The sequence below is a fragment of the Streptomyces sp. NPDC090445 genome (assembly GCF_044769385.1).
GTDB lineage: Bacteria > Actinomycetota > Actinomycetes > Streptomycetales > Streptomycetaceae > Streptomyces.
This window is the reverse complement of the sequence record NZ_JBIVXV010000001.1, coordinates 726,375-742,993: the sequence shown is the minus strand read 5'-3', so window position 1 is coordinate 742,993 and position 16,619 is coordinate 726,375. Positions and strand designations below refer to the sequence as shown.

The window sequence follows — 16,619 nt, the reverse complement described above, 5'->3', positions numbered from 1 at the left end:
CGTCCTATTGTGCGGAGGCGGTGAGCAGGACGACGTCCAGGGTCCGGGGGCCGTGCACGCCCTCCACCCGGTCGAGTTCGATGTCGCTGGTGGCGGAGGGGCCGGAGATCCAGGTCAGCGGGCGGGCCGGGTCGAGGCGCTCCAGCGCCTCGGGGACGGAGTCCACCAGCTGCCCGGGGACGCGGACCACGCAGACGTGGTGGTCGGGGACGAGGGTGATGCGCCGGCGGCCCTGGTCGGGGCCGCCGTCCAGGACGATCGTCCCGGTCTCCGCGATGGCGAGGGCGCAGCCGGTGACCACGCTGTCGACGGCGTCCAGTTCGTGCGGGGTGGCCCCGGCGAGGTCGGGTACGCGCTGCTGCCGGGCGGCGCCGAGCCAGTGCGGGGGCAGGCCGGGCGGGACGAGGACCGTCCGCGCGCCCCGGTCGGCCAGGAGTTCCGCGAGGAGGGCGGGAAGGGCGGCTTCGTCCGCGCGGTGGACCCGGGCCCGGTACTCGGCGAGGTGGGCGGCCAGCAGGTCGGCGCTCTCGGCGCGGCTGCGGTCGTCGGCGTGGACGCGCAGGTAGTCCCGCGGGATGCGGTCCCGGTCGGCGCGGGCCCGGTCCTCGGACGCGCGGGCCCGGTCCTCGGACGCGCGGGTCCGGTCCGGGCGGGGTAGGCCGGGGTCCGCCACTGCACGGCGGATCCGGCCCAGGATGACGTCCCTGTCGGTCATGCCCGTCCCCCTCGGTCGCGGCCGCCCCGTTCGCGGGTCCACCAGTCGCGGAACGGCTCGGCCGGCGGCTGCGGCAGCTCGCGGCTGTCGGTCCAGGCCCGGCCCGGCCCCGGCAGCCGGCGCGGCCGGATGCGCCGGGCCCGGGCCAGCAGGCGTTCCCCGGCGCGCAGCGCGCCCGGGCGGTCCAGGAGGAGCCGGGCCGCGCGCAGGGCGGCCCGCTCGGCGGTGTGGCCGTGGGCGGGCCGGATCCGAACGCGGATGCCCTCGCGGGTCACCGGGCCGCCCTGGACGATCCGTTCGCGCAGGTGGACGAGGATCTCCGGGATGTCGATGGCGACCGGGCACACCTCGTGGCAGGCCCCGCACAGGGTGGACGCGTAGGGCAGCGAGGCGTCGATCGCGCTGCCGGTGCCCCGCAGTTGGGGGCTGAGGACGGCGCCGATCGGGCCGGGGTAGACGGAGCCGTAGGCGTGGCCGCCGGCGCGTTCGTAGACGGGGCAGACGTTCAGGCAGGCGGAGCAGCGGATGCAGCGCAGTGCCCGGCGGCCGGTCTCGTCGGCGAGGGCGTCGGTGCGGCCGTTGTCGAGGAGGACGAGGTGGAAGGCGGAGGGGCCGTCGCCGTCGGTGGTGCCGGTCCACATGGTGGTGTACGGGTTCATGCGCTCGGCGGTGGAGGAGCGCGGCAGGGTCTGGAGGAAGACCTCCAGGTCGCGGAAGGTCGGCACGACCTTCTCGATGCCCACCACCGAGATCAGGGTGTCGGGGAGGGTCAGGCACATCCGGCCGTTGCCCTCGGATTCGAGGACGACCAGGGTGCCGGTCTCGGCGACCATGAAGTTGGCGCCGGAGACGGCGACCTTGGCGCGCAGGAACTTCTCGCGGAGGTGGCGGCGGGCGGCCTCGGCGAGTTCGCGCGGGTCGTCGCCGAGCCCGTCGGGGGCGGGGCGCCCCCAGCGGCCCATCTCCCGGGCGAAGACCTCCCGGATCTCGGCGCGGTTGAGGTGGATGGCGGGGACGAGGATGTGGGAGGGGCGGTCGCGGCCGAGCTGCACGATGAGTTCGGCGAGGTCGGTCTCGTAGGCGGCGATCCCGGCGGCCTCCAGGGCCTCGTTGAGGCCGATCTCCTGGGTGGCCATCGATTTCACCTTGACCACCTCCCGCTCGCCGGTGGCGAGGACCAGTGCGGTGACGATCCGGTTGGCCTCGGCCGCGTCGGCGGCCCAGTGGACGGTGCCGCCCGCGGCCGTGACGGCCTCCTCCAGCTGCAGCAGGTAGTGGTCGAGGTGGCGCAGCGTGTGGTCCTTGATCGCCTTGCCTGCCGCGCGGAGCCGGTCCCAGTCGGCGAGTTCGGCGACGGCGCGGGCCCGTTTGTCGCGGATGGTGTGGGTGGCGTGCCGCAGGTTGGCGCGCAGGACCTCGTCCCGGACGGCCTCGCGTGCGGCGGCGGGGAAGGCCGGCATGCCGATGAACGTGCCCGTCATACGAGGGGGTCCTCCTCCGTCGAGGCGAGGATCTCGGCGAGGTGCAGGGTGCGCAGCGGGGTGCCGCGGCGGCGCAGGACGCCGTCGAGGTGGGCCAGGCAGGAGTTGTCGCCGCCGCAGAGCACCTCCGCGCCCGTGGCCGCCGCGGCGGCGGTCTTGTCGGCGCCCATGGCCGCCGACACGTCGGGGTTCTTCACGGCGAAGGTGCCGCCGAAGCCGCAGCACTCCTCGGCGCCGGGCAGCTCGACGAGGTCCAGGCCCTTGACGGCGGCGAGCAGCCGGCGCGGCCGGTCGCCCAGTCCGAGACCGCGCAGGCCGTGGCAGGAGGGGTGGTAGGTGACGGTGTGCGGGAAGTACGCGCCGACGTCGGTCACGCCGAGGACGTCGACGAGGAACTCGGTGAGTTCGTACACGCGCGGGGCGAGGTCGGCGGCGAGCCGGGCCGCCCCGGGGCCGCGGCCCTCCCGTTCCGCGAGGCGGCCGATGCGCGGGTAGTGGGTGCGGATCATGGCGGCGCAGGAGCCGGAGGGGGTGACGACGTAGCGGTGGCCGGCGAAGGCCTCGGCGGTGCGCCGCAGCAGGGGTTCGGACTCGCGCCGGTAGCCGGTGTTGTACTGGGGCTGCCCGCAGCAGCTCTGGGCCGCGGGGAAGTCCACCTCGACGCCGAGCCGCTCCAGCAGCCGTACGACGGCGGTCCCGGTGCGCGGGTACAGCGCGTCGTTGACGCAGGTGACGAACAGGGCGGCACGCATGGGGGGCAGAATAGCCGCGTGAAGAAGTTCTCAGTGATCGGCATAGGCGCGGGCGACCCGGACCACCTGACCCTGCAGGCGGTCAAGGCGATCGGCGCGGCGGACGCGTTCCTCATCCTGGAGAAGGGCGAGGAGAAGGCGGACCTGACCGGGCTGCGGCGTGAGATGCTCACCGCGCACGCCCGCCCCGGCCACCGGCTCGTGGAGGGCCGCGACCCGGACCGGGACCGGACCCCGGCCTCGTACGCGCCGACGGTCGACGGCTGGCGCAGCGCGCGGGCGGAGATTTTCGAGCGGTTCATCGCCGAGGACCTCGCGGACGGTGAGACCGGCGCGTTCCTGGTGTGGGGCGACCCCTCGCTGTACGACTCCACTCTCGCGATCCTCGACGAGGTGCTGGAGCGGGGCCGGGTGGCCTTCGAGCACGAGGTCGTGCCCGGTGTCAGCAGCATCTCCTCGCTGCTGGCCCGGCACCGCACCACCCTGAACCGGGTGGGGCGGCCGGTCCAGATCACCACCGGCCGGCGGCTGGCCGAGGGCTGGCCCGCGGACGCGGACGACGTGGTGGTGATGCTGGACGCGCGGCACGCCTTCACGGCCCACCTGGACCAGGACCTGTACATCTACTGGGGCGCCTACGTCGGCACCCCGGACGAGATCCTGGTGCAGGGCAAGCTGGCGGAGGTCGCGGGCCGGATCGAGGAGCTCCGGACCGAGGCCCGCGCCCGCAAGGGCTGGATCATGGACACGTACCTGCTCAGGCGCGGCTGAGACAGGTCACTTCAAGAGGGCGGGCAGGACGGCGGCGAGGCGTTCGTATTCCTCGGGGCGGTTGTACAGCTGCCCGCAGACGCGGATGCCGCCGCCGCCCGGCCACGGCCAGATCAGCACCCGGATGCCCTGCTCGGCCGCGATCCGCTCGCGCAGGGCACGGGCCTCGTCCGGGGTCCCGGCCGACCCGGGCGGCAGCCGCAGGGAGCGCATCGCCAGGCCCTCGGTGTACGGGAGCGGGGTGATCCCGGGGAGTTCGGCGAGCAGGGCGGCGCCGTAGGCGGCGAGGGCGGCGTTGTGGGCCCGGGCCTTGGCGGCGTCGAGCCGCTGCAGCAGGTCGAGGCCCTCGGGGGCGGCGAGCCAGCCGGTGTAGTCGGCGGTGGCCCGGTTCTCCACGGAGCGGGGGAATCCGTGCGGGTCCTCCCAGGAGGGGACCAGCGCGCGGACCCGGCCGCGGTGGGCGGGGGCCACGGCGAGGACGGCGCTGCCGGAGGGGGCGTACCCCCATTTGTGCAGGTTGCCGAACCAGAAGTCGGCGCCGACGGCGAGCGGGTCGGCGAGCATGCCGGGGGCGTGGGCGCCGTCGACGACGGTGGTGATCCCGCGCTCGGCGAGGTCGGCGAGCAGCCGGGGCGTGGCCAGGACCCGGGCGGTGGGCGAGCTGATGTGGTCGAGGACGGCGACCTTCGTACGGGGCGTCAGGGCCCCGAGCACGGTCTCGCGTACGGCGTCCTCGTCGGGCAGGGACGGGTCCAGGGCCACGGTGGTGACGGGGGCCCGGCGGGCGGCGGCCGCGGTGACGGTGCCGTAGCCGTGGTCGGTGACCAGGATCTCGTCGCCGTCGGCCAGCGGTACGGCGGCGAGGGCGAGGTTGGCGCCCTCGGTGGCGTTGGAGACGAACGCGATGCCGTCGGGGTCGGCCGCCAGGTGGGCGGCGATCCGGGTGCGGGCGGCGGCGATCCGGTCGGGGGCGCCGATGAAGAAGGCGTCGGGGTCGGCGTGCGCCTCCTCGCGCAGTGCGGCCTGGGCCTCCTGGACCGGGACGGGAACGGCGCCGAACGAACCGTGGTTGAGGTGGGCGATGGCCGGGTCCAGGCGGAACAGCCCGGGCCCGCCGGGGAACACGGCCGGGGCCGGGGTTCCGGTCGGGCGGCCTGTCGGATCGCCGGTCGGTGCGTCGCTGGTCGGCTGGGTCACGGATCCTCCGCGGAGTGGACGGTGCGGTCGTCCTCCGGATCATCGGCGGCGGCGGGGCGGCCCGGAAGGGCCAATCCCGCCAGGGTGGCCCACCTCGCGGCGGACGGCCATCGCGCGGCGGCGAGCCACCGGAGCCGGCCGGGGGCCCCGCGGTCCTGCTGCCGTGGGCCCGCAGCCGTGGGCCGGGGGCCGAGGGGGCCCGCAGCTCAGGCCCGCGGGCCCGACGGCCTCAGCTGCGGCCGCTGGTGACGGCGTGGTATTGGAGGTCCTGGACCTCGACCGTGCGCTGCACGGGGCGCGGCAGCTCCGCCCTGGCGCCCGTCTTCCCGCCGCGGACGACCTCCGCCGCATTCGTGCCGGTCCGCAGCGGCAGCAGCTTGGAGTGGAGTCCGGCCGGGGCCTCGTACGTTCCCGTGGCCGGTCCCGTCCGGGTGCGGACGGTCGCCGGGGCCTTCAGGAAGCTGAGCACCTCCACCGCGTCGCGGGCCGCGGCGCTGCCCCTGCGCAGGGACATCACCAGGGACTGGTCGCCGGTGGGGTCGGCGGCCGCGAACTGGGTGCGGGCCGTGACGTACAGGGTGTCGCGGACGATCCTCGGCCAGCTGCCCGTCTTGAACCGGGTCAGGTAGTACGAGGTCAGGTCGAGGTAGGCGTGGCCGTTGTGCACGGAGGGCGCGAACTGGGTGCCCTCGGAGTAGTCGTTCCAGGTGGTCAGCTGCACCCAGTCGGCTCCGTCCTCGATGGCGCGGTTCCAGGTGGTGCGCAGGGTGGCGGTGTTGCCGGCCTCGTCGAAGACTCCCTGGTTGGGGCGGACGTCCTGGACGGAGACGGGCTGCATCCACACCTTGCCCAGGTCGTGCGCCCGCCGCACGTCGCGGGCGGCGCCCTCCTGGCCGACGTAGCTGCGCGAGCCCCATTCGGAGAAGCCGTGGCTGATCGGCGCGAACCGCTCGCGGTGGGCGTCGAAGTCGAGGAAGGTCGGGACGAGCGCGGTGCGGATGCCGTGCCGGGACGTCAGCAGGCCGGTGAAGCGGCTCCACCAGGCCGGGTCCTTCGCCTCCGCCTTGAAGGGGGAGACGACGAGCCGGCCGTCGCCGAGGCGGTGGGCGGCGGGGGACGCGCCGAGGGCGGCGACGGCGTCGGCGAGGACGGCCGGGTCGTCGGTCTTCAGCGAGGTCATGTCCGGCATCAGCATGATCTTGAAGCCGGGGTCGACCGAACGGGCCGCCTCCATCAGGAGGTTGGCCCGGTCCCAGTTCTGCCCGTTGAGGGAGAGCAGGTCGAGGGTGAAGCCGTCGAGGCCGGCGGTGCGGGCGGTGAGCACCTCTTGGCGGAGGTTGGCGAGCTCCCAGTTGCCGCTCTTGGGCTTGACGGGCAGGGGCCGGTCGCGCAGCAGGCCGCCGTACTGCTCGTGTTTGCCCTTCTCGCCGTCGGGGTTCAGGTAGTTGCGGGTGTAGTAGTCCTTGTCGGCGCGCACGTTGTCGAGGGACAGCGGGTACGGGGTGAAGTAGTGCGCGAACACCAGCTTCCTGCCCGCGCCCGCCGCGGCGCGCAGGGCGGCCGGCTCGGGCATGTCGAACGGGAGGGCGCCCGCGGGCCGGTGGTCGCCGGTGTCGCCGGCGTCCGGGGCCGGGGCCGGGGCCTTGCCGGTCCCGGCGCCGCCCTGGTCCGTACCGGGGGTGGGAGCCGCCCGGCCGCCGGAGCCGGAGCCGGAGTCGCCGGGTGCGGCAGACCGGGGTGCACCGGTGCGGTGCCCGGCGGAGTCCTGCCCGGCTCCGGCGGTGAAGGGGTCCAGGGCCATGCCGGCCGTGCACACGCCGAGGAGCAGGAAACCGGACAGCAGCAGGGTCACCGGGGTCCGGCCGCGGAAGCCCCGTCGGCGCCGGTGCGAGGCGCGCGGCCGCTCGGATCGGGTTCCGGCCTGCCGCTGTGCGCGGCGGCCCGTTCTCCGGTCCGCTCTCATCGTGGTGCCCTCCCTGAAATATGCCCGGACGTCCGGACTGAAGAGCAGTAGAGCCGATTACCGGCTTCCGGACAACCGTTCCTCCCGGCGCGTACAGCCCTCGGCCCAGCAGGGTTACGTCGGCCGTCGACAGGCGGACCGTTTCTCCGGATTGCGGCATTCCCCTGGCACTGCGTCAGAACTGGCGGATAATCATCGACACGCGGCCCGATTCCACCCTTGGCCGCGCATGGACACGCATGCAATGGGGGGCATCGTGCCGATGAGGGGATCAGGCGGCCGGGCCGGGACGCTCCCGGCGACGTCCGACGAACTGTCCAGGCTGCTGACCGCCGTCCGGCGCGGCCGGGTGCTGACGGTCACCGGGCGGTTCCGGGAGCCGCGGAGCCTGCTGGTGCGGGAGATCGCCGAGCGGCTCGCGTCCAACTTCTGCGACGGCGCCGCCGTCGTCCGCATCGACCGCGGCGGCTTCGGGATCCGCGAGCTCACGGCGGCGCTGGGCTGCGTTCCGGGGATGGCGTTCCTGCCGTGCGGGGCGGCGGGCACGCTGTCGTGGCTCGCGGAACGGGACATGCTGCTCGTCCTGGACGGCGGCGAGTTCCTCACCCCGCAGGCGCTGTCCTGGCTCGGGGAGCTGCTCGCCGCGGCGCCCGGGGTGCGGATCCTGGCCGCCGGGCGGGGGCCGCTCGGCCTCGCCGGGGAGCGCGTCCACCGCCTCTGACGGAGGTACGCGGCCCCGGCCCGGACGTACGGGGCCCGGTCAGCCGCGGTTCCTGGCGAGCACCCGCCGCAGCAGCCGGGCGGCCGCACCGGCCTGCCGCGCCGGTACGGGCGGCACCGGCCGCCGGGCCCGGAGCTGCGCCCACACCACGTCCGGGCAGCGGCCCTGGGGGCGGGACTTGAGGAACCTGCGGTACGGCACCACGCGCGGCTCCCGGCCTATCTCCACCCAGTGCGGGCGGCCGGACACCTCGTCCCAGCCCGTGTTCGGGATCCGGATGTGGTCGCGGCGCCCGTCCTTGTCCTTGCTGGTGATCTGCGCGACCTGCGCCCCGCCGGAGCCGGTCTCCAGCACCACGCAGTAGTGCCGCAGCTGCCGCTCGGGGTCCTCCCGCAGCGGCACCATGGCCAGCCACACCTCGCCCGGGAACGGGCGCGCCCCGCGCCGCTTGTCCCAGCGGCGTACGGCGAGGTGGACGGCGAGGGCCGCCAGCCCGGCCGCGAGGCCCTCGACCGGGGCCCGCACGCTCCACGGCTGCCCGGCCACCCGCGCCTCGGCGTACAGCACGACCCCGGCGACGGCGGCCAGCAGGACGGCGGCGCGCAGCAGGAACAGCCGCCACAGGAACCGCCCGCCCCGCCCCGCCACGGCGGTGAGCACGCACGCCGCGGCGACCGGGATCCCGTGGACCACGGCCCACTGGCCGGCGCCCTCCACTTTCAGCGGCGGGGCCTGCTCGGCCAGCAGGTCCGGCAGCAGGACGGGAAGGGCCAGCAGGCAGCCGACCAGCCCCACGACGGTGAGCAGCAGGTAGCCCGCGCAGCCCGTTCCCGCGCGGGAACTGTTGTCGCGACGTGCCACCAGGCCTCCCCCAGCTCCCGGGCCGCACGCTAATGCACGCGCAACACCCGCGCCAGGGGCCACTGTTGGCCAGCGGCGGCTCAGCGGAAGCACCCCGGCCGGGGCCGGAAAGGGTTTCCGCGCCCACGGATACGGGTCCGCCCCGGCCGGCTGCTGCCGGCCGGGGCGGACCCGTGGATCACCTGCGCATGGCCTGCGGAGCCTCAGAGCGAGGCCCGCGGGCTTCAGGCCAGGGTCGCGAGCGCCTGGTTGAAGGTCGCCGACGGACGCATGACGGCGGCGGCCTTCGCCGGGTCGGGCTGGTAGTAGCCGCCGATCTCGGCCGGGGAGCCCTGGACGGCGATGAGCTCGCCGACGATGGTCTGCTCGGCCTCGGCCAGCGTCTTGGCCAGCGGGCCGAAGGCGGCCGCCAGCTCGGCGTCGTCGGTCTGCTTGGCCAGCTCCTGCGCCCAGTACATGGCCAGGTAGAAGTGGCTGCCGCGGTTGTCGATGCCGCCGACGCGACGGGTCGGCGACTTGTCCTCGTTGAGGAAGGTGCCGGTGGCGCGGTCGAGGGTGTCGGCCAGGACCTGGGCGCGGGCATTGCCGGTGGTGGTGGCCAGGTGCTCGAAGGAGGCGGCCAGCGCGAAGAACTCGCCGAGCGAGTCCCAGCGCAGGTAGTTCTCCTTGACCAGCTGCTGGACGTGCTTCGGGGCGGAGCCGCCGGCGCCCGTCTCGAACAGGCCGCCGCCCGCCATCAGCGGGACGACCGACAGCATCTTGGCGCTGGTGCCCAGCTCCAGGATCGGGAACAGGTCGGTCAGGTAGTCGCGCAGGACGTTGCCGGTCACCGAGATGGTGTCCTCGCCGCGGCGGATGCGCTCCAGGGAGAACGCGGTGGCCTCGACCGGGGACAGGACCTTGATCTCCAGGCCCTCGGTGTCGTGCTGCGGCAGGTACGCGTTGACCTTCTCGATCAGCTGCGCGTCGTGGGCGCGGCCGGAGTCCAGCCAGAAGACGGCCGGGGCGCCGGTGGCGCGGGCGCGGGTGACGGCCAGCTTGACCCAGTCCTGGATCGGCGCGTCCTTGGTCTGGCAGGCGCGGAAGATGTCGCCCTCGGACACCTCCTGCTCCAGGACGACGTTGCCGGCGGCGTCGACGAGGCGGACGGCGCCGGCCGCGGCGATCTCGAAGGTCTTGTCGTGGGAGCCGTACTCCTCGGCCTTCTGCGCCATGAGGCCGACGTTCGGGACGGAGCCCATGGTCGACGGGTCGAAGGCGCCGTGCGCCTTGCAGTCCTCGACGACGGCCTGGTAGACGCCGGAGTAGCTGCTGTCCGGGAGGACGGCGAGGGTGTCGGCCTCCTGGCCGTCCGGGCCCCACATGTGGCCGGAGGTGCGGATCATGGCCGGCATCGAGGCGTCGACGATGACGTCGGACGGGACGTGCAGGTTGGTGATGCCCTTGTCCGAGTCGACCATGGCCAGGGCCGGGCCCTCGGCGATCTCGGCGTCGAAGGAGGCCTTGATCTCGGCGCCCAGGCCGTTCGGGACGGAGTCCAGGCCGTTCAGGATGGCGCCGAGGCCGTCGTTCGGGGACAGGCCGGCGGCGGCCAGGACCTCGCCGTACTTGGCGAAGGTCTGCGGGAAGAAGGCACGCACGACGTGGCCGAAGACGATCGGGTCGGAGACCTTCATCATCGTGGCCTTGAGGTGCACGGAGAAGAGCACGCCCTCGGCCTTGGCGCGGGCGACCTGCTCCGACAGGAAGGTGCGCAGGGCGGCGACGCGCATCACGGAGGCGTCGACGACCTCGCCGGCCAGGACCGGGACGGACTCACGCAGGACGGTGACGGCGCCGTCGGCGGCGACGTGCTCGATGCGGAGGGTGCCGTTCTCGGCGACGGTGGCGGACTTCTCGGTGGAGCGGAAGTCGTTCTCGCCCATGGTGGCGACGTTGGTCTTGGACTCGGCGGTCCAGGCGCCCATGCGGTGCGGGTGGGTCTTGGCGTAGTTCTTGACCGAGCCGGGGGCGCGGCGGTCGGAGTTGCCCTCGCGCAGGACCGGGTTCACGGCGGAGCCCTTGATCTTGTCGTAGCGGGAGCGGATCTCGCGCTCTTCGTCGCTCTTCGGGTCGTCCGGGTAGTCCGGGAGCGCGTAGCCCTGGCCCTGGAGCTCGGCGACCGCGGCCTTCAGCTGCGGGATGGAGGCCGAGACGTTGGGCAGCTTGATGATGTTGGCTTCCGGCGTCTTCGCCAGCCGGCCGAGCTCGGCGAGGGCGTCGGCGATGCGCTGGCCCTCCTCCAGGTGCTCGGGGAAGGAGGCGATGATGCGACCGGCCAGGGAGATGTCACGGGTCTCGACATTCACACCGGCCGTCGACGCGTAGGCCTGGATCACAGGCAGGAAGGAATACGTCGCGAGGGCCGGGGCCTCGTCAGTGTGCGTGTAGATGATGGTCGAGTCAGTCACCGGATGCTCCGCTCCACAGTCTGCGTCTCACGTCTGCAAGATTGCTCGACATCAAGATATCTCGTGATCGGGCCGGTCTGGACAGCCCCCTGCCCGATGCGTCGCGAGACGCTTGTCACCCCTGTGCCCGGTGCGGCCTCCTGACCGGCGGCTTCGCCGGCTCCGGAGACGGCGAGAGCGCCGCCCGCGGCTGTCTCCAGCCGGGGGCGGCGCTCAGGCGTTCGGACGTACCGGCCTGCCGGCCGGCGTGCGGCCGGGTCAGGCCTGGAGGGCCTTCGGGTTCGGGCCGTACTGGTTCGGCTCCGACTGGCCCTCGGTCGCGAACAGGACGAGGAGCCAGATCGAGCCGACGAGGGGCACCAGGCAGATGAAGTACCACCAGCCGGACTTGCCGAGGTCGTGCAGGCGGCGCACGGACAGGGCCAGCGTGGGGACGATGATCGCCAGGACGTAGAGGCCGTAGAGGAACATGTTCGCGCCTATGACGGCGTCGATGATCCCGACGACGATCGCGACGCCCATGTTGAGCAGGAAGAACATCCAGAACTCCTGCCGGCGGGCGCGGCCGGAGAAGGTGGCGTACTTCTTCAGAACGTCGGTGTAGTGGTGCATGGGTCCCCCCAGAGGACGGATCGACGGCCCGTCCTGCTGGAGCAAGCCGGGGCAGAACTTATGCCCCCCTTACGTCGAGGTCAAGCCACTTTCAGCGCGGGCGGAATGACAGATTCCGGCTCCACAGGCGGTCAATTCCGCCGCCCCCTGGGGCCACTTGGAACACGCTGACGACATCCGGTCACGCGGCGTGACGAAATGGGGTGGCGGAAAGTGCTCGGTGGGGCACGCGTGCCGGTTTGCCCCCTTCGCCGGGTGCCGCGACCCGCGGCCGCTGTCGGCCCGGGCAACCCGCGGACCGCATCCCCCCGTTGCCCACATCGTTACGCCGCCGCGATCTCACCGTGGCCTGCTCCGCCGGGGCCGTACCGAGAGCCGCCGGTGTCCGTCAGAGCCAGCCGTTGCGGCGGAACCCGCGGTGGATGAGGAAGCACGCCAGGGCCATCACACCGAGCACCGCCGGATACCCGTACGTCCAGTGCAGTTCGGGCATGTGGTCGAAATTCATGCCGTAGACCCCGCAGACCATCGTCGGCACGGCGACGATGGCCGCCCACGCCGTGATCTTCCGCATGTCCTCGTTCTGGGCCACCGTCACCTGGGCGAGATGCGCCTGCAGGATGGAGTCGAGCAGGGCGTCGTACCCGTTGATCTGGTCGGTCGCGCGGGTCAGGTGGTCGGCGACGTCGCGGAAGTACGCGCGGGCCTCCACCGGGATGGCCTGTATCGGCTGCGTGGCCAGCTGCTCCAGGGGGCGGGCCAGCGGGGCCACCGCCCGGCGCAGCTCCAGCAGTTCGCGCTTGAGCTGGTAGATGCGGCCCGCGTCGCCCCGGGCTCCGGTGTCGCTGAACACGGCGGTCTCGACGGCGTCGATGTCGTGCTGCACGGCGTCCGTGACGGCCACGTAGTCGTCGACGACGTGGTCGGCGATGGCGTGCAGAACGGACGCCGGACCCTTGGCCAGTTGCTCCGGATACGCTTCCAGGCTCTCGCGGACCGGGCCGAGCGTGCCGCGGCCGCCGTGCCGGATGGTGATGACGAAGTCGTCCCCGGTGAAGGCCATCAGCTCGCCGGTCTCCACCACCTCGCTGGTCGCGGTGAGTTCCTCGTGCTCCACGTAGCGCACGGTCTTGAAGACGGCGAACAGTATGTCGTCGTACCGCTCGACCTTGGGGCGCTGGTGGGCGTGCACGGCGTCCTCGACGGCGAGCGGGTGCAGGCCGAACAGCTTGGCCAGCCCGGCGAGCTCCTCCTGCGTCGGCTCGTGCAGGCCGATCCACACGAAGCCCTCGCCCGTCCTGCGGACCCGCCGCAGTGCCTCCTCGACCTCGGCGCAGCCGTCCTGGCGCACCCCGTCCCGGTAGACGATGCAGTTGACCACCGCGCTGCCGAGCGGGGAACGGGCCGGGTGGCTCAGGTCGACGGCCCGCCGGTAGCCGCGGCGCACCGCCCGGCGCAGATTGCTGAACATGGACAACGGTGTACTTCCCTTCGGCGGATCACCGGCCAGTCTGCCACCGCGGCAGCCGGCCCCCGCCCGCGCGTCCGCGCGTCCGCCCGCGCCGGGTCAGGCGCGGTCGACGAACACGCTCGTCGCCTTCACCCGGGCCACGGCCCGCGCCCCCACCTCCAGGCCCAACTCCTCCACCGCCTCGCGGGTCAGCAGCGACACCACCCGGTGCGGCCCGGCCTGGATCTCCACCTGGGCGTCCACGATGCCGAGCTTCACCGCGGTGACGATGCCCGGGAAGGAGTTGCGGACCGAGGTGTTCGGGGTCTCCTCGGCCTCGGCCGCCTCCTGCGCGACCCGGACGCAGAACGCGGCGAGGTCGGGCCCGTCCACCATGCGCCGGGCGCCCTCGCGCCGGGTGGGGAACCGCTCGGCGTCCGCCCAGCGCCGGGCCGTGTCGACGCTCACGCCGAGCAGCCGGGCTGCCTGGCCGATCGTGTAGGAGTCCATGGCCGCAGCCTACGGTCCGGGCGGGGCCTGGGGTGCCGCCCCGGGCCGGAGCTCCTCGGCCGCGGTGGCCGCGACCACGTCCGCCACGAGCGACAGGGCCGGCGAGTCGAGCTTCCACTGCTGCCAGTACAGCGGCACGTCCAGTGGGCGCCCCGGCACCAGCAGGACCAGCCCGCCCGACCGGAGCAGCGGCTCCGCCTGCGGCTGCGGCACCAGCCCCCAGCCCAGTCCGGCGGCGACCGCGTCGCGGAACCCCTCCGATGTGGGCACGTGGTGCCGCAGCGGACCGGCCCCGGCGTCCTCGTCGCCCGTCAGCGCGCGCAGGAACACGTCCTGGAGCACGTCCCGCCGGTCGAAGACGATCACCGGCGCCCGGCGCAGCGCCTGCGCCAGCGCCGGCTCCGACTGCGACTGCGGCTCCGGCTCCGGTTGCGACTGCGGCTCCGGCTCCGCCCCCGCGAGGTGGCGGGCGACGAACGCGGGGCTCGCCACCGGCAGGTACCGCGCCAGGCCCAGCCGCCGTACGCTGCAGCCCGCCACCGGATCGGGGGAGGAGGTGACGGCCGCCATGACCTGGCCCTCCCGCAGCAGGGCGGTGGTGTGCGACTCGTCCTCCCGGTGCAGCTCGAAGAGGACCGGAGGGTCCTGCGGGACGCGGGTCAGGGCGGGCAGGAACCAGGTGGCGAGGGAGTCCGCGTTGACGGCGATGGGCAGCCGCACCGGCCCGCCCTCGTCCTGCGCCATCCCGAGCTCGGCTCGGGCGTCGCGCTCCAGGCGGGCCAGCTGCCGGGCGAACCGGACCACGACCTGCCCGGACTCGGTCGCCCGGACCGGCTTGGTGCGCATCAGCAGGACCCGCCCGGTCCGCTGTTCGAGGGCCTTGACCCGCTGGCTGACCGCCGACGGGGTGACGTGCAGGGCGGCCGCGGCCGCGTCGAACGTGCCCTCGTCCACGACGGCGAGGAGGGTGCGCACCTGGTCCAGGGGAAGCTCGTCCATCACGAACGCTAAGGGTACGTAAAAATCTTTAGCTGTACTGCACCCCACGCCGTTCATATGGTCGAACGCATGACACACGGCATCATCGCGGCGGCTCTCGCCGGCTTCGGCACCGGACTCTCCCTCATCGTCGCCATCGGCGCCCAGAACGCCTTCGTCCTGCGGCAGGGGGCGCGCCGCCACGCCGTTCTCGCCGTGGTCGCCATCTGCGCGCTCTCCGACGCCGCCCTGATCACCCTCGGCGTCGCCGGGGTCGGCGCCTTCGTCACCGCCTGGCCCGCCGCACTGACCGTCGTCGGCCTCGCCGGCGGCACCTTCCTGGTCTGCTACGGAGTCCTCGCCGCCCGCCGGGTGCTGCGGCCCGTCCCCGGCGCCGCCCTGGACACCGAGGGGGCCACCGCCGCCTCCCGCCGCCGGGCCGTCCTGACCTGCCTGGCCATGACCTGGCTCAACCCGCACGTCTACCTGGACACCGTGCTGCTGCTCGGCTCCCTCGCCGCCGACCGCGGCGACCTGCGCTGGGCCTTCGGCATCGGAGCCGGGCTGGCCAGCCTGATCTGGTTCACCACCCTGGGCTACGGTGCCCGCCTGCTCAGCGGCCTGCTCTCGCGCCCCAAGGCCTGGCGGGTGCTGGACGGCTTCGTCGCGGCGACCATGGTCACCATGGGCGGAATGCTGCTGGCCCGCGCCTGACCGCCGAAGGCGCCGGGGCGCCGGGCCGGGCGTGACCCGGCCCGGCGCGGGGTACGCACACCTCCGCCTCCGCACGACCACAGGAGCCCCCGTGCCCGACACCCCGTCCGACCGCCCCTCCCCCGAGCAGGTGCGCGCGTACTACGCGGACCGGCCGGCCCCGCTGGTCGCCGCCACCGGCCTCGTCCTGGACGACACCGGGCGGGTCCTGGTCCTGACCCCCTCGTACAAGGCGGGCCGGGAGCTGCCGGGCGGCACCGTCGAGGGCACCGAGACCCCGGAGGAGGGGCTGGCACGCGAGCTGAAGGAGGAGCTGGACCTGAGCGTGCCGGTCGGCCGGCTGCTCGCGGTGGACTCGCGGACCCCGGGATCCCTCGGGCGCTCCCTCGTCGTGCACGTCCACCTCGTGGGGCCGCTCGCCCCCGCGCAGGCCGCCGCGCTCTCGTTCCCGGACGGGGAGGTCGCCGAGGCCCACTGGCTCGCGCCGGAGGAGGCGTACGCGGTGCTGCCCGCCCGGATCGCGCCCCGGCTGCGCGCCGGGCTGGCCGCCCTGCGCGCCGGTTCGATCGCCCACCTCGTCGACGGCGTGCCCCAGCCGGGCTCGCCGGCCGGCCTGGACCCGGAGCGGCGTACGGCGCTGGAGCACGCGGGCCTGTTCGACGCGGCGAGCCACCGCGCCGCCCGCCCCAAGGCCCTGACCGCGGCGAGCATGCTGTGCACCGACGAGGCGGGCGGCGTCCTGCTGGTGGAGCCCGCGTACGGCAGGCCGGGCCGCTGGAACCTGCCCGGCGGCGGGATCGACAGCGACCTCGGCGAGACCCCGCGCGCTGCCGCCCGGCGGGAGGCGCACGAGGAGCTCGGCCTCGAACTGGAGCCGGGCCGGCTGCTCGGCGTCAACTGGGCCCACAAGCCGGGCTTCCCGGCCCGGATCCGCTTCCTCTACGACGGCGGGGTCCTGGACGCCGGCACGCTGGCCCGGATCCGGCTGGCCCCCGGCGAGCTGCTGCACTGGCGGACGGCGGCGCCCGGGGAGCTGCGCGGCCTGGTCAAGCCGAACCTGCGCCGACAGATCGAGGCCTGCCTGCGGGCGCGCGCGGAGGGCACGGGCCCGCTGGAACTGCACGCCGGCCGCCCGGCGGCCGCCGGGGAGGCCGGGACGGCTGGGGCGGGCGGGGCGGGCGGCCGGAAGCGGTAGGGGCCGCTCCCGGCGGGCGCAAAGGCGGCCGGGCACAAAGGCCGGGGGTGAAGGGCCCCGGGGCGAAGGGCCCGGCGCAAGGAGACGGGCCGAAGGGACGGGCGCAAGGAGACGGGGCCGAAGGTGCGGGCGCAAGGGGGCGGGTGCGGGCCGCGGCAGTGGCTCGGCCGGTGGTGGGAGCGGGTGCCCCGCTGGTCCATCCGGGCGGCCCCGTGGCGTGGCGACGCGCGGACGGCGGGCCCGTCTCAC

General features: G+C 74.3%; 15 protein-coding genes. 4 read left to right on the top strand and 11 right to left on the bottom strand.

Annotation, left to right across the window (positions count from 1 at the left end; genetic code table 11):
* Window positions 1-4: 4 nt before the first annotated feature.
* From ACIQUT_RS03340 to ACIQUT_RS03330, 3 genes are read right to left on the bottom strand one after another with little or no spacing between them, the layout of a single operon-like run.
* Window positions 5-715 (bottom strand): lactate utilization protein C, encoded by a 711-nt coding sequence (locus ACIQUT_RS03340; RefSeq protein ID WP_403558656.1) that lies wholly within the window; start codon window positions 713-715, stop codon window positions 5-7.
* Window positions 712-2,196, bottom strand: coding sequence for a lactate utilization protein B (locus ACIQUT_RS03335; protein ID WP_403558654.1), 1,485 nt, complete (start codon window positions 2,194-2,196; stop codon window positions 712-714). The genes ACIQUT_RS03340 and ACIQUT_RS03335 overlap by 4 nt, the downstream gene beginning before the upstream one ends.
* Window positions 2,193-2,948, bottom strand: a complete 756-nt coding sequence (locus ACIQUT_RS03330; RefSeq protein WP_403558652.1) for a (Fe-S)-binding protein — start codon at window positions 2,946-2,948, stop codon at window positions 2,193-2,195. The genes ACIQUT_RS03335 and ACIQUT_RS03330 overlap by 4 nt, the downstream gene beginning before the upstream one ends.
* A gap of 18 nt (window positions 2,949-2,966) precedes the next feature.
* Between ACIQUT_RS03330 and cobF the strand changes: the two genes are divergently transcribed.
* A complete protein-coding gene (cobF, locus tag ACIQUT_RS03325; RefSeq protein WP_403558650.1) occupies window positions 2,967-3,719 on the top strand; it encodes a precorrin-6A synthase (deacetylating) in 753 nt (250 codons plus the stop codon).
* 6 nt (window positions 3,720-3,725) lie between these two features.
* On the opposite strand, the gene ACIQUT_RS03320 is transcribed toward cobF, so the two are convergent.
* Both ACIQUT_RS03320 and ACIQUT_RS03315 read right to left on the bottom strand, forming a co-directional pair.
* Entirely contained in the window at window positions 3,726-4,916 is a 1,191-nt protein-coding gene (locus tag ACIQUT_RS03320; RefSeq protein WP_403558648.1) for an aminotransferase class V-fold PLP-dependent enzyme, read from the bottom strand.
* A gap of 229 nt (window positions 4,917-5,145) precedes the next feature.
* A complete protein-coding gene (locus tag ACIQUT_RS03315) occupies window positions 5,146-6,879 on the bottom strand; it encodes a glycoside hydrolase family 71 protein (protein WP_403558646.1) in 1,734 nt (577 codons plus the stop codon).
* A 229-nt stretch (window positions 6,880-7,108) separates the two neighbouring features.
* Here ACIQUT_RS03315 and ACIQUT_RS03310 point away from each other — a divergent pair, with 229 nt between their 5' ends.
* Entirely contained in the window at window positions 7,109-7,600 is a 492-nt protein-coding gene (locus ACIQUT_RS03310) for a hypothetical protein (protein ID WP_403558645.1), read from the top strand.
* A gap of 39 nt (window positions 7,601-7,639) precedes the next feature.
* On the opposite strand, the gene ACIQUT_RS03305 is transcribed toward ACIQUT_RS03310, so the two are convergent.
* From ACIQUT_RS03305 to ACIQUT_RS03280, 6 genes are all read right to left on the bottom strand, one after another.
* Entirely contained in the window at window positions 7,640-8,461 is an 822-nt protein-coding gene (locus tag ACIQUT_RS03305; RefSeq protein WP_403558643.1) for a hypothetical protein, read from the bottom strand.
* A gap of 224 nt (window positions 8,462-8,685) precedes the next feature.
* A complete protein-coding gene (locus ACIQUT_RS03300) occupies window positions 8,686-10,911 on the bottom strand; it encodes an NADP-dependent isocitrate dehydrogenase (RefSeq protein WP_403558640.1) in 2,226 nt (741 codons plus the stop codon).
* 258 nt (window positions 10,912-11,169) lie between these two features.
* Window positions 11,170-11,523, bottom strand: coding sequence for a DUF805 domain-containing protein (locus ACIQUT_RS03295; protein ID WP_403558638.1), 354 nt, complete (start codon window positions 11,521-11,523; stop codon window positions 11,170-11,172).
* Window positions 11,524-11,911: 388 nt separating this feature from the next.
* A complete protein-coding gene (gene corA / locus ACIQUT_RS03290) occupies window positions 11,912-12,994 on the bottom strand; it encodes a magnesium/cobalt transporter CorA (protein WP_403558636.1) in 1,083 nt (360 codons plus the stop codon).
* A gap of 96 nt (window positions 12,995-13,090) precedes the next feature.
* Window positions 13,091-13,483, bottom strand: a complete 393-nt coding sequence (locus ACIQUT_RS03285; RefSeq protein ID WP_403558634.1) for a molybdopterin-binding protein — start codon at window positions 13,481-13,483, stop codon at window positions 13,091-13,093.
* Between the two features lie 9 nt (window positions 13,484-13,492).
* A complete protein-coding gene (locus ACIQUT_RS03280) occupies window positions 13,493-14,482 on the bottom strand; it encodes a LysR family transcriptional regulator ArgP (protein WP_403558632.1) in 990 nt (329 codons plus the stop codon).
* A gap of 69 nt (window positions 14,483-14,551) precedes the next feature.
* Here ACIQUT_RS03280 and ACIQUT_RS03275 point away from each other — a divergent pair, with 69 nt between their 5' ends.
* Together ACIQUT_RS03275 and ACIQUT_RS03270 are read left to right on the top strand one after the other, a co-directional pair.
* Window positions 14,552-15,175, top strand: coding sequence for a LysE/ArgO family amino acid transporter (locus ACIQUT_RS03275; protein ID WP_403558630.1), 624 nt, complete (start codon window positions 14,552-14,554; stop codon window positions 15,173-15,175).
* Between the two features lie 91 nt (window positions 15,176-15,266).
* Entirely contained in the window at window positions 15,267-16,370 is a 1,104-nt protein-coding gene (locus ACIQUT_RS03270; protein ID WP_403558628.1) for an NUDIX domain-containing protein, read from the top strand.
* Window positions 16,371-16,619: the final 249 nt, after the last annotated feature.